At 58.0% G+C, this 13,036-nt stretch carries 13 protein-coding genes; 9 read left to right on the forward strand and 4 right to left on the reverse strand.

Translation table 11 applies throughout. The features are described 5' to 3' along the window. Positions 1 to 8: 8 nt before the first annotated feature. The 7 genes from FFH21_RS14140 to FFH21_RS14170 all read left to right on the forward strand — a co-directional run bounded on the left by FFH21_RS14140 (position 9) and on the right by FFH21_RS14170 (position 7,506). On the forward strand, positions 9 to 671 hold the full coding sequence (locus FFH21_RS14140) for an amino acid ABC transporter permease (RefSeq protein ID WP_004665521.1): 663 nt from the start codon (positions 9 to 11) through the stop codon (positions 669 to 671). Continuing rightward, positions 668 to 1,459, forward strand: a complete 792-nt coding sequence (locus tag FFH21_RS14145; protein ID WP_011168710.1) for an amino acid ABC transporter ATP-binding protein — start codon at positions 668 to 670, stop codon at positions 1,457 to 1,459. The genes FFH21_RS14140 and FFH21_RS14145 overlap by 4 nt, the downstream gene beginning before the upstream one ends. Positions 1,460 to 1,499: 40 nt before the next feature. Continuing rightward, complete coding sequence (locus tag FFH21_RS14150; protein WP_002553703.1) at positions 1,500 to 1,886, forward strand: RidA family protein; 387 nt, start codon at positions 1,500 to 1,502, stop codon at positions 1,884 to 1,886. A gap of 59 nt (positions 1,887 to 1,945) precedes the next feature. Continuing rightward, positions 1,946 to 2,710: an IclR family transcriptional regulator gene (locus FFH21_RS14155; RefSeq protein ID WP_011168711.1), complete on the forward strand. Its 765-nt coding sequence runs from the start codon at positions 1,946 to 1,948 to the stop codon at positions 2,708 to 2,710. Between the two features lie 16 nt (positions 2,711 to 2,726). Beyond that, positions 2,727 to 3,932: an amino acid deaminase gene (locus FFH21_RS14160; RefSeq protein ID WP_011168712.1), complete on the forward strand. Its 1,206-nt coding sequence runs from the start codon at positions 2,727 to 2,729 to the stop codon at positions 3,930 to 3,932. 28 nt (positions 3,933 to 3,960) lie between these two features. Next, a complete protein-coding gene (locus FFH21_RS14165) occupies positions 3,961 to 4,884 on the forward strand; it encodes a sugar kinase (RefSeq protein WP_011168713.1) in 924 nt (307 codons plus the stop codon). 129 nt (positions 4,885 to 5,013) lie between these two features. Then, positions 5,014 to 7,506, forward strand: a complete 2,493-nt coding sequence (locus FFH21_RS14170; RefSeq protein ID WP_011168714.1) for a UvrD-helicase domain-containing protein — start codon at positions 5,014 to 5,016, stop codon at positions 7,504 to 7,506. A gap of 67 nt (positions 7,507 to 7,573) precedes the next feature. On the opposite strand, the gene FFH21_RS14175 is transcribed toward FFH21_RS14170, so the two are convergent. After that, a complete protein-coding gene (locus FFH21_RS14175) occupies positions 7,574 to 7,783 on the reverse strand; it encodes a DUF1652 domain-containing protein (RefSeq protein WP_054088537.1) in 210 nt (69 codons plus the stop codon). Positions 7,784 to 8,171: 388 nt separating this feature from the next. Between FFH21_RS14175 and FFH21_RS14180 the strand changes: the two genes are divergently transcribed. Next, positions 8,172 to 9,251 (forward strand): polyamine ABC transporter substrate-binding protein, encoded by a 1,080-nt coding sequence (locus tag FFH21_RS14180; protein WP_054073025.1) that lies wholly within the window; start codon positions 8,172 to 8,174, stop codon positions 9,249 to 9,251. 19 nt (positions 9,252 to 9,270) lie between these two features. On the opposite strand, the gene FFH21_RS14185 is transcribed toward FFH21_RS14180, so the two are convergent. Genes FFH21_RS14185 through FFH21_RS14195 form a run of 3 tightly spaced genes read right to left on the reverse strand, consistent with a single transcriptional unit; the run spans position 9,271 to position 11,843 of the window. Then, entirely contained in the window at positions 9,271 to 9,984 is a 714-nt protein-coding gene (locus FFH21_RS14185) for an ABC transporter ATP-binding protein (protein ID WP_005743637.1), read from the reverse strand. Next, complete coding sequence (locus FFH21_RS14190; RefSeq protein ID WP_004665516.1) at positions 9,985 to 10,836, reverse strand: ABC transporter permease; 852 nt, start codon at positions 10,834 to 10,836, stop codon at positions 9,985 to 9,987. Continuing rightward, complete coding sequence (locus tag FFH21_RS14195; RefSeq protein ID WP_005743639.1) at positions 10,833 to 11,843, reverse strand: aliphatic sulfonate ABC transporter substrate-binding protein; 1,011 nt, start codon at positions 11,841 to 11,843, stop codon at positions 10,833 to 10,835. The genes FFH21_RS14190 and FFH21_RS14195 overlap by 4 nt, the downstream gene beginning before the upstream one ends. Before the next feature lie 502 nt (positions 11,844 to 12,345). On the opposite strand from FFH21_RS14195, the gene FFH21_RS14200 reads away from it, so the two are divergent. Further along, positions 12,346 to 13,032 (forward strand): hypothetical protein, encoded by a 687-nt coding sequence (locus FFH21_RS14200; RefSeq protein ID WP_011168719.1) that lies wholly within the window; start codon positions 12,346 to 12,348, stop codon positions 13,030 to 13,032. The last annotated feature ends 4 nt before the right edge of the window (positions 13,033 to 13,036 follow it).

Consider the following 13,036-nt stretch of genomic DNA (forward strand, 5'->3'; position numbering starts at 1 on the left):
AGGCTGTCATGTATCAACCCCCTGGCTGGTTGCAGGAATTGTGGACCGCGCGAGAAGTGCTCTGGTCCGGCTTTTTGACCAGTATCCAGTGCTCGGCGCTGGCGATTGCTGCGGGCACGCTGATCGGCATGCTGGCCGGTCTGGTGCTGACCTACGGCGGATTCTTCGCACGGTTGCCGATCCGACTCTATGTGGATCTGATACGCGGTACGCCGGTGTTCGTGCTGGTACTGGCAGTCTTTTATATGGTGCCAGCGCTGGGCTGGCAAATCAGCGCGTTTCAAGCTGGCGCAATAGGCCTGACGTTGTTCTGCGGCTCTCACGTATCGGAAATCGTGCGCGGTGCCCTGCAGGCCATTCCCGCTGGCCAGCTGGAGGCTGGGAAGGCGATCGGGCTGCGTTTCAATCAGTCGCTGCGCTATGTGTTGTTGCCGCAGGCCATGCGCCAGATCCTGCCGACGTGGGTCAATTCCTCGACCGAGATCGTCAAGGCTTCGACACTGCTTTCAGTCATCGGTGTGGCTGAACTGTTGTTGAGCACTCAGCAGGTAATTGCGCGCACGTTCATGACCCTGGAGTTCTACCTGTTTGCAGGTTTTCTGTTCTTTCTCATTAATTACGCCATCGAGCTTCTTGGGCGGCAAATCGAAAAACGGGTGGCATTGCCATGACACTGACTCATACCGCAACCCCCGGCCCGGCGCTGCTCAGCATCGAAGGCCTGCACAAGTCCTATGGCGCAGTGGAAGTGCTCAAGGGGGTCGATCTGCGTATGCAGAAAGGCAACGTTGTTACCCTGATCGGTTCCAGTGGGTCGGGCAAGACCACCTTGCTGCGCTGCGTCAATCTGCTGGAAGAGTTTCAGGGCGGTCATATCCGGCTTGAAGGGCAGGATATCGGTTACAGCGACGTAGACGGCAAGCGCACCCGTCATCCGGAGCGGGTTATTGCACAGCACCGGGCAATGACTGGCATGGCATTTCAGCAATTCAACCTGTTTCCGCACCTCAGCGCTCTGCAGAACGTGACCCTGGGCCTGCTCAAGGTCAAGAAGATGCCCAAGGATCAGGCCATTGCCCTGGCGGAAAAGTGGCTGGACCGGGTCGGGCTGCTGAAGCGCCGCAATCACTTCCCCGGTCAACTGTCCGGTGGTCAGCAGCAGCGGGTCGCAATTGCCCGTGCCATTGCCATGAATCCCAGCCTGATGTTGTTCGATGAAGTCACTTCTGCGCTCGACCCGGAGTTGGTCGGCGAAGTGCTGAGCGTTATCAAGGACCTGGCCGAAGACGGCATGACCATGCTGCTGGTGACTCACGAAATGCGTTTCGCCTATGAGGTTTCAGACCAGATTGTATTCATGAATCAGGGGCGCATCGAGGAGCAGGGGCCACCCAAGACACTGTTCGAACAACCGAAATCGACGCGCTTGAGCGAGTTTCTCAAGAACATCCGTTTTTAACGTTTCACGACGTCCAATGCTTCAAGACAAGGAAAAACTCATGACTATTACCCGTTATGGCGCAGGCAGCACCGCAGGGGGCGGCCAGCCACGTCCATTCGCCCGAGCAGTCGAGGCCGACGGCTGGTTGCACGTTTCTGGCCAGGTGCCTGCGCAGGATGGCGAGATTATCGTCGGCGGTATCGTCGAGCAGACCCACCAGACCATGCGTAACCTGATCGCGATCCTCGACGAAGCCGGTTATGCGCTCGAAGACGTAGTACGTGTCGGCGTGTGGCTGGAAGACCCACGGGACTTCTGGAGTTTCAACAAAGTGTTCGGTGAATACTTCAGCCCCGAGCATGCACCGGCGCGCGCTTGCGTGCAGGCCAGCATGATGGTCGACTGCAAGGTCGAAATCGACTGTATTGCTTATAGGCGCAAGTAGCAGCTTCAAGCCAGAAGCCTCGGGTTATCTGGCTTACAGCTCTACTTAAGGAATGAGCCATGACTGAAGACACAATCAAGCGCCGGGCACGTGGACTGGACCGGGCGTTCGATATTCTGGATTTCCTCAAGGAAAAGGCCAGACCCATGCGTCCCAACGAAATTGCCAGCGGAATCGGCAGCCCCAAATCGACGGTTTACGAGCTGGTGGCGTCGCTGCTGGAGCGGCGTATTCTGGAGACGGTCGGCAAGGACGGGCATGTCTACCTTGGCCGTCAGTTGTACTTCCTCGGTCAGGCGCACTTGCGCCACTTCGATTTCACTCGCGAGGCGGAAGTCTGCCTGGGCGAGATCGTCAGCCAGACGCGGGAAACCGCGCAGATGTGCCTGCTCAACGGCCGGAAATACACCGTTGCGCTGATGAAAGAGGGTGAGCGGCATTTCAGGATTTCCTCGGACATCGGTGAAAACGCGCCCATCCCGTGGACTGCTTCCGGACGTCTGCTGCTCAGCCACCTGAGCGATCAGCAGATCATCGACCTGATTGATCCCGACGATTTCATCCTCCCAGGTGGCGAGCGTTTGCCGCTGGAAACCTTTTTGCGGGAGATCCGCAAGGCAGGCGAAGAGGGCTTTTTCTCCTTCGATAGCGTGGCCGACACCTTCACGCACTGTTTCGCCGCGCCGGTGAAAAACGAGCACGGTCAGTGCATCGCAACCCTGTGCATTGTCGCGCCGCGTGCCGATGCCAAGACCGATTACGACGATTATCGGCGGGTGCTGATCGACAGCGCCAACGGCCTGGCTCGTCGAATCAACGAATAACTGCAGGAGATTACTGATGAGCACCGCCGTAATGGACAAGGGTATTGCGCAACCGGGTGACAGCCTGGTCACTGATGTCAGCCTGCCTGCACTGGTCATCCATCGTCAGGCGCTGGATCACAATATTCGCTGGATGCAACGTTTTGTCACTGACAGCGGTGCAGAGCTTGCACCGCATGGCAAGACCAGCATGGTGCCAGCGCTGTTTCGGCGACAGCTGGACGCGGGCGCATGGGGCATGACCCTCGCCACGGCGGTCCAGACCCAGGCCGCTTATGCGCATGGCGTACGGCGGGTGTTAATGGCCAATCAGCTGGTCGGCGCGCCGAACATGGCGGTGATTGCCGATCTGTTGGCTGACCCGATGTTCGAGTTTCACTGCATGGTCGATCACCCGGACAATGTCGCTGCACTGGGCCAGTTTTTCGCGGCACGCGGCCTGCGCCTGTACGTGATGATCGAATATGGCGTACCCGGTGGACGCTGCGGCTGCCGTACCGAAGAGCAGGTCTTGGCCCTGGCGGATGCTGTTCAGGCGCAACCGGCGCTGGCGTTGACGGGTATCGAGGGTTACGAAGGCGTCATCCACGGCGACCATGCCATCGATGGCATCAAGGCTTTTGCGGCGTCGCTGGTGCGCCTGGCTGTCGACCTGCAGGACAAGGGCGCATTCGCTTTGGATCGCCCGATTGTCACTGCATCCGGCTCGGCGTGGTACGACCTGATCGCTGAAGCATTCGATGCCCGGGCCGTTCGCGAACGGTTCCTCAGCGTGCTGCGCCCCGGCAGTTATGTGGTGCATGACCACGGCATCTACAAGGACGCGCAGTGCTGCGTGCTGGACCGACGTGCCGAGCTGAGCGAAGCGCTGCGCCCTGCGCTGGAGGTCTGGGCGCATGTGCAGTCCATGCCGGAGCCGGGTTTTGCGGTGATCGCCATGGGCAAGCGCGACGTTGCCTACGATGCCGGCTTGCCCAACCCGCTGCTGCGTTACAAGGCGGGTGTGCAGCCTGCATCAGGCGACTACGTCAGTGCCTGCAAGGTGACCGCCGTGATGGATCAGCACGCTTTCATGACAGTCGCGCCCGGATGCGAGTTGAAGGTCGGCGATATCATTTCCTTCGGTACCTCACACCCGTGTCTGACCTTCGACAAGTGGCGTTCAGGTTGTCTGGTGGATAATGACATGCGAGTGATCGAGCCTTTCAGCACGTATTTCTAATTCCGGTATTGGCAGGAGTAATCGTCTCATGAGCTTTCCACGGGTCGCCCTGATCGGCGAATGCATGATCGAGTTACAGCAGCATGCCGACGGCAGCCTGCGTCAGAGCTTCGGCGGTGACACGCTCAATACGGCGGTTTACCTTGCCCGATTGTTGGGTGAGCGGGCCAAGGTGGATTACGTCACGGCGCTGGGTGACGACAGCTTCAGCGATGCAATGTGCCGGATCTGGGCCGATGAAGGCATTGGTCTGGGCAAGGTGCAACGCCTGCCGGGGCGTTTACCCGGGCTCTACTGCATTCAGACCGATGCCAATGGCGAGCGTCGTTTCCTCTACTGGCGCAACGAAGCCGCCGTGCGGGACTGTTTCATGACGCCTGCGGCCGAGCCGATCCTCGCGGCGCTGGCCAGCTACGACGTGCTGTATTTCAGTGGTATCACCCTGGCGGTACTTGGCGAGCAAGGCCGCGCCCGATTGCTGGAAGCACTGGACCGTGCTCGTCAACGTGGGGTCAGGGTTGCCTTCGACAATAACTATCGGCCTCGGCTGTGGGCCAGCGTGGAGCAGGCTCGCGAGGCCTATCAGGCATGCCTGCAGCATGTGGATCTGGCGTTGCTCACCGAAGACGATGAGCAGGCGCTCTATGGTTATGCCGACAGTGAGCAATTACTGGCGGCCTATCGAGGTCGCGGCATCGGTGAGATCGTCGTCAAGCGCGGCGCGCAAAGTTGTCTTGTGGAAGCCGGCGGCGAGCGTTTCGACATTGCGTCGCAAAAGGTCGAGCATGTCGTCGATACCACGGCAGCAGGGGACTCGTTCAGCGCTGCCTATCTGGCCGCCCGGCTCATGGGGGAACACCCGCGACAGGCTGCCGAAGCAGGTCATCGTCTGGCCAGTGTGGTGATTCAACACCCGGGTGCGCTGGTACCAAAATCGGTCATGCCAGTCTGATGGCACCTGCGACGGAACATGCAGTTGATCGGCTAACGCACTGACAGACAAGCATTTCGCTGGAACCTGCGCGCAAATCCGGCCACCATAGGCGACCTTTTTGCCTGCAAGCCATCCACCGGAGTCTGCGTGCCTGACGACCTTCCTTCTGCGCTTCCTCATGACCTGGATGTCGATCTCATGCCGCCTCGGCAACTGCCGTTTTTCAGGCGTCTGTTATCGCGCCTGATGGGCCGCGGCCTTACAGCGTTGGGCTCGCAGCACACGCCGTCGTGGTTCCAGGGCCATGCCGACGGCTATCTGAATGGGCACATAGAGGGCGTGCGCGAGGGTTATGCCGACGGCTACCTGGATGGTGAGGAAGCAGCGCGTCAGGTGCTGGTCATCAACGATACCCGGCCTGTCCGACATCGCGGCCCCAGAGTTGACGACCATCTGTTCGACGACTGGCGGCTGGCGCTCACGCCTGAACTGAAAAAGCGTATCAAGGCCGATGTCGCCGTAAAGCTCCCTGCGCATGCTCAGCCCAGCACGGCGCAGTGGAAGATGATTTTCAGCGATACGCCATCTACCTACGTCATTGCCGGGGCGGGCGCAGGCAAATCTACATCGCTGGTGCTGCGCATTCTGCTGTTGCATCACTACCTGGGCTTTGAACTGAATGCGATGACAGTCGTGACCTTCACCCGTGAGTCGCGCAAGGACTTCATCGGCAAGCTGATCGAGGTGATGGCCTTGTGGGGGCATGTGACGGGGCAGAAACAGGCTCGTGACCTGGTTCGCACCTTTCATTCGCGTATTCTGCCGCTGGTGCGCAGCCTGCCGGGTTTTGAGCAGCTCAGGGCGTTCGAGAACCTGAGCAGCCAGTCATCCGGCCTGGAAGAGGCGGACAGCAATCCTTTCGACCTGCGGATCAACGACGCGCAGCGTCAGCAACTCAATCTCTGCTACCGCGACCTGTACGCCGGCAATGAGCGTTTCCGCGAAGTCATGGCGCCGCTGTATCGCCATGCCTTGCAGCTCAAGGAACTGGATCGCGACCATCCTGACGTGCAGAAGCGTGTTGCGGTGACCGAGCTATCCTCGAAACGGGATGAGGAGTGGTGTGACACCGTCGAGGACTTGTGGATTCGCGCAGGAGCATGGCCTATAAAGGGCATTGAGCCTATGCGCCAAGCTATTGAAATAAATGGATTTCCCTTTTGTTTTCACGGCTATATTGCCGAGCTGGACGCCTGGGTTGTGCTGGGCCTGGACGCCAGTGAAGACCAGCAACTCAAGCGGCCGGGTGCCAAATTGCCAGTGTGGGCCGAGGGGGTCATAAAGCGCACCCTGTTTCAAGCTTTCTGCAGTAAGCCTTTGATCTGGCTGGATAACTATCAGTCTGCCAGCAAGCTATTGCAGTCATTGGCGGGCGACGCAGTTGCCGGGCCCGGATTCGACTATCGGGTCAAGGGTGAGCTCGGTGCTGCGCCGCTACTGGACTGTTTTGTCACCGCCGCCAGCTTTATCGAGAACCTCGGGCTGGATGTACCCAATGCCTTGTCCGAGATGAGCTTTGCCAGCGACGACCCGGATCGTTTCTTCTTCGAAGCGCTGAGTCTGTTCTGGAAAGCTTTCGAAACGCACCTGCTGGCTCAGTCGCCTCCGATCATGACCTATAACCGGATGTTTGCGTTGTTCGGTGAAACATCGCCGGAAAACCTCAAACACGTCAGCGACCAGATGCTCAGACCGCTGTCGCATTTGATGATCGACGAGTTCCAGGATGTGTCGCCGCAGATCGTCTCATGGATACGCGCCAGCTTGCGCGAAATCCGGCGTCGTGGTCCCGCTCTGCATACAGGCCGGATCGCTCAGCATTCATCACTGCTGTGTGTCGGCGATGACTGGCAATCGATCTACGGCTGGCGCGGCAGCTCACCCAAGTATTTCATGGAGTTCGCCAGCGAGTTTTCGTCACCGGCGACCACCAGAGTCATGCTCAGTGACAACTTCCGCAGCCATCAGCACATTATCGATGCCGCCGAGCATATTGTCCGGGCAGCTCCGGCGATTGCGGGCAAGAAGGCTCGTGCCAGCGGCATGCCGCAAGAGTTGCTGCCGGTCACGGTGCTGGATCGTGACGAAGACGAACTGGCCGAGCGTGTAGCCGAGCACTACAACGACGGTGACTCGATTCTGCTGCTGTACCGCAAAGGCAGCGAGAAAAGCCGGTTCTCGGAGCGTTTGCAGGCATTGATCGATGCTGACGCGGCGATGGGCGCGCAAGGTCGTCGCATCAGGACGTTGACGTACCACAGTTCCAAAGGCTTGCAGGCGGATGCCGTGTTTTTGTTGGGCGACTGCCAGCATCTGACTGTCTCGCCTTACAAGAATCAGGTTTACCGTTTGGCAGGGCTGGGTGATGCGAGCGATCTTCAGCCCTTTGATACAGCGCAGAAGGATGAAGTCTTGCGCCTGGCTTATGTCGCCATTACTCGTGCGGCGCGGCATTGCTATTGGTATATCGATCAAGGCACCGGCGGCGGGGAAAACGCCCAGATGCCTAAAGCTTCAGACAGAATTGCCCAGGACAAGCCTTTCTTCGAAGACTTGCGCGGTAAAGTCCGAACAGGCTGAGGCTGTCATCTCAGGAAAAACCGGCGACCTGTTGCTGCGTATGAGTGCCGAACAATTCCAGCTCATCCTAGATGGCTTCGATGATGCGCTCTACATCTGCGGCATTCATCACCGTGGAACACGGCAGGCCGGCGATGGCGACGACTGTTTCACCGCTGGCGCGGTCGAAAAGTCGTGCAATCATGCTGCCGGGAGCATCCATCGAGGCTTCAAAGCCTACCGGATGGAAGTGCCAGCGCATCAGTTGGCACGCATTGGGGAATGTGACTTTGTTCATGACAATGGCCCACCTTAATCAATCGAGCATTTCCCTTGCTCCAATGGGTAGGCAGACAGCCAGAATTCGTCCGGTAAAGCATGATGACGAGAAGATAATCAGCGCAGCGGACTATCGGTCGGTCGGGTTGCTTTCCAGCAGGATCGCTGAGCGGTCTGACGAGTACTGAAAATAGCATTTGCCAGCACCGTTCTGGAAAAATTTTTTATGACGCAGCACAAAAAAATCAGTTATATGGCTGTCATCATCGCAAGGTATCAATGGGCACGTTCCATGCATTTGTCATTCACCCCGGAGAAGGCCCCGTAGTGAACTGAATTTGCTTGACGAAGGTGGTTTTCATGCCCGGTCTGGGGCAAGCTATCGATATTGACCCGAGGAGCTGAAAATGCTGAGAAGATCCCTTGCTGCACTGATGTTGCTGGTCTCGACCAGCCATGCGGCGGAGACGGTCAATATCTACAATTGGACGGATTATATCGCCCCGGACACTTTGAAAAATTTTGAAGCGGCCACCGGTTTCAAGACCTCTTACGAGACTTTCGAAACCAACGAGACGCTGAACACAAAGCTGATTGCTGGCCATTCCGGGTACGACCTGGTCTTTCCGTCCATTCATTTCATGGGTCGACAGATTGAAAGCGGCTTGCTCAAGACCCTCGACAAACGGCAGCTCCCCAACTGGAAAAACCTCAACCCGGTTCTGCTCAAGGCACTGGAGGGCAGTGATCCGGGCAACCAGCATGGGTTTCCCTACCTGTGGGGCAGCACCGGAATCAGCTATGACATGGCGAAGGTCAAGGCCATTCTTGGCAAGGACACACCGCTTGACTCATGGGATCTGGTGCTCAAGCCGGAAAACATGAAAAAGCTCGCCCAGTGTGGTGTCGCTTTTCTGGACAGCGCACCGGCGCTGATCCCTATCGCTCTGAACTACCTCGGCCTGCCACCGCACAGCGAGGTGCCGGACGACTACAAAAAGGCCAAGGCGCTGCTGGATGAGGTACGGCCGTATGTGCGCAATTTCAGTTCAGCCGACTATATTGGCGACCTCGCTACGGGCAAGATCTGTGTGGCAGTAGGCTACTCAGGGGATATTTCCCTGGCGCAGGAGCAGGCCCAAAAAGCGGGCAACAACATCACAATCAGCTATGTGGTTCCAAAGGAGGGCGCGCCAATGTGGTTTGACATGATCGCCATCCCGGCTGATGCCCCTGATGTCAAAGGTGCCTACGCGTTCATGAACTACCTGCTGCGCCCGGAAGTGATCGCCAACATTACCAATACGGTGCATTACGCCAACGGTAACGAAAAGGCCGACGCCCTGATCAATCCCGGCCTGTGGACGGATACCACTGTCTATCCAGACGCCGACATGCTGAGCCGCTTGTTCGTGATGTCTCAGGTCCCGGTTAATATCGAGGCGTTGCGCCAGGGACTCTGGAAAGAGTTCAAGGCCGACAAGTAAGGCTGCGAGGCGACCGACGTCAAATGATATGCGCCTGATGCAGCTCGGTCAGTGCCTGAGCTTTCAGTCGAGCCAGTAACGGATCGCGGCGATCCCTTGGTGCTTGCAGCCCGACCGGCAGTTGCTGGGTGATCGTGCCGGGGCGGCTGCCCATCACTAATACCCGGTCGCTCAGGTACAACGCCTCGTCGACATCGTGAGTCACCAGCAACAGGGTGATAGCGTGACGCTCGGCCAATTGCAGCAGCAGGTCCTGAAGCTTCATTCGGGTAAACGCGTCCACTGCGCTGAAAGGCTCATCCAGCAGCAATACCGTAGGGTGCGAGTACAGACCGCGAGCAATGGCCACGCGTTGCGCCATGCCTCCGGACAATGCTTTTGGCAAGGCATCGGCGAAACCGGACAGGCCCACTTCTTCGATCAATTGACCGACCCATCTGCGGTCGTAGCCGGCATCGTCACTGAAGCCGATATTCTGTTCGACGGTCAGCCAGGGCATCAGGCGCGGTTCCTGAAACACAAACGCGACTTCTCCCTCAATGTTGTCCACCGAGCCACGAAAGTCCTGCTCCAGCCCGGCGACAATTCTGAGCAGCGTGCTTTTACCGCAACCGCTTGGCCCCAGCAGGCTGACGATCTCACCTGACTGTAATGACAGATCGATATCCTGCAGTACGGTATTGCCAGCGAATGCTTTGCGGTCTACGCGTATGTTCATCAACGATTCCGGCATCTATCGACCCTCGCGGCTTTGACCGGTGAATGTGTCCCGCCAGGCCAGAAAGCGTTTTTCCAGGCCTGCCAACAGGCCGTCGCTCAACTTGCCCAGTGTCGCCAGAACGATGATGGCCGCCAGCACGATGTCCGGGCGCGAGGTTTCGCGTCCATCACTGAGCAGGTAGCCCAGGCCTTTGGTGGCCGCGATCAGCTCGGCGGCTACCAGAAACATCCATGACAGGCTCATGCCGCTGCGCAAACCGGTGAACAGGCCGGGCAGGGCGGCGGGCAGAAGAATACGCCGGGTCAGGCGATAGCGGCTGAAGCCATACATCTGGCCGACTTCCACCAGCTTTCGGTCAATGCCCCGAATCGCGGCCACGCCGTTGAGGTAGACCGGAAAAAACGCACCGATGGCAATCAGCACAATCTTGGATGTTTCGCCAATGCCCAGCCACAGCAGCAGAAGCGGCACCCAGGCCAGGCTGGGGATGGAACGAAGCCCGGCGAACGTCGGCTCCAGATACGCCTCCGCCTCACGACTGAGCCCCACCCACGCAGCAAATACCAAGGCCAGGCTCGCGCCGATCACAAAGCCGCTGAGCACACGCAACAGACTGGCACTTATGTGTTTCCACAACGCACCATCGGCCAGATCGCGCAGTGTCAGCACGATCTCGCTGGGTGCTGGCATCTGGTAGGAGGGCAGCCAGCCGATGCGCACGATAATTTCCAGCAAAACAATGATTACAGCGGGGACTACCAGGCCTTTGAGCGGCGTTTTGTAGCGCTGCCAAAACGTGCGCTGCGCCCTTTCAGGCAAGGCCGCCTGCGCACAGGCAGGCAGGGACTTGTCTGGGCTGGTCATGGCGTTGCGATCACGGCTTTGGAAAACTCTGGCGTGATCAACTGATCGATCACTTGTTCGACGTTCACGCCTTTGCGCACCAGGTCCTCGGACACCAGAATCGGTGCTGCAGACTTGGATGCTTCTACATCTTTTTCGCTCAGTTGCGGGTTGCTCAGGTCTGTACGGGTCAATTGCAACCTGGCGACTTCCAGCGGCAGGCCTGACTCGGTCGCCAGCAGCCTGGCCAGCTCATCAGGATTTTTTACTGCCCATTCCCGAGCCTGCTCATAAGCGCTCAATACTGTTCTGATCGCCTGTGGATGTTCCTTGGCGTAGGTTTCCGTGACGCTCAGTACGCCATAGCTGTTGAAGTCCTTGTTGCGGTAAAGCAGGCGCGAGCCGGACTGTATTTCACTGGCCGCCATGTGCGGGTCAAGCCCTGCCCAGGCATCTACGTCGCCCTTTTCGAGGGCGGTGCGTCCATCGGGATGCTGCAGGTGCAGCAACTCGACATCATCCTTTTTCAGCCCGGCCTTCTGCAGCGCGCGCAAGGTGAACAGATAAGGGTCGGTGCCTTTGGTGGCGGCGATTTTCTTGCCTTTGAGTTCGGCAACCGATTGCAGGGGAGAATCCTTGCGCACCACCAGAGCCGTCCATTCTGCCCGGCTGTAGACATACACCGATTTGATCGGGCTGCCGTTGGCCCGGGCCAGCACCGCAGACAGGCTGGCCGACGAAGCAAAGTCGACGCTGCCACTGTTCAGGTATTCCAGCGAGCGGTTGCTGCCCTGGCTCAACACCCAGGTGACTTTCGCCTCCGGCAGGGCTTTCTCCAGCCAGCCAAAATGCTTGAGCGCCAGGCTGACCGGCGAATAATAGGCGTAATCCAGGCGGACTTCGGCAGGCGCGGTTTCAGCGGCCTGTGCTACTCCCTGCAGGCTAATCGCCAATGTGCAGGTCGTTACCATCCAGCGAATCAGGGCTCGCGGCGTTTGCAACCAAAAAGAAATAGGGGGTTGTGGCATAGTGAGCGTCCAGATCGGGGAGACAAGGGCTGCAAGACTGGTTTGCATATTTCAAAAACAGCAGTCCAGAGAGCATGAAATTCACAAATGGAATATTGCATGCTCTGTGCCAAGGGTCCGGGTGCTTGAACAGCAAGGTATCAGAGCAATTTTCCAGTGTGAGTGATGTTGATCTGGCAGCAAGGTGTTGAACTGTTGTTGCTTGGTAAACAGTAAGGCTCACGGCCTGTTTTTCGACGATTTTCTGACAGTTTTTCTGCTTTTCGGGTGATTTTTTTTCGCCAGGTTTGCAACAGAATCGTTTTTTGACACTCCTAATCGTCCACATTCTTAATTTCGAAACATGTGAGCTCTAAGATTCGCGCGTGATCCATGAGTGTGCGCCCACTGCGCCCTTGTTTGACTGATCCGCAGAAATTCTTGGGGCGAGCTGCATAAGCCTGCGTATTCGCACCAGCCAGATGGCTGATCCCTTTCAAATACGCACCGGACTCAGAAAATAATGAATATGCCGAAAATGCCTTCGATCACCCGACTCCAGCGCCGCATCGCATGGTGCTTCTTCCCATCATTACTGGTGGCTTCGGCCCTGGCCCTGTTCACCATGGGCAAGGGTGTTCATGCCGAGCCCAAGAACGGCACGCAGACACTGGTATTTCTTCGTCATGCCGAAAAACCGGCCATGGGGCTGGGGCAACTGAACTGCCAAGGGCTCAACCGGGCCATCGAACTGTCGGAGGTCTTGCCCAGGGAATTCGGCAAAGCTGACTTTATCTTCGCTGCCAACCCCAGCCGACACGTGGAAGAGGGTGAGGGCGACCTGTCCTACAGCTACGTGCGTCCGCTGATGACGGTAGGGCCCAGCGCAATCAAACTGGGGCTGCCCGTCAACCTCGACTTTGGTGCCAACGACACCGCAGACCTGGCCGATGAGCTGATGCGGGACAAGTACCACAACGCAGTTATCTACACCGCCTGGTCGCATGGCTACCTGCCGGAGCTGATCAACAAGGTTGCTGAAGAAGCGTCCGGCAAGAGCACTAACCTGCTTGATGACTGGACGAACGATGATTTCGACTCAGTGATTGTCGTCACCCTGAAATGGGTCGATGGCAAGGCCACGCTCGATTACAAGAATCAAAAACAGGGCCTCAACAACGGCACCGAGACCTGCCCTGAGGCGACCTGATCTC

The sequence above is a fragment of the Pseudomonas sp. KBS0707 genome, from assembly GCF_005937945.2.
Classification (GTDB): Bacteria; Pseudomonadota; Gammaproteobacteria; order Pseudomonadales; family Pseudomonadaceae; genus Aquipseudomonas; species Aquipseudomonas amygdali.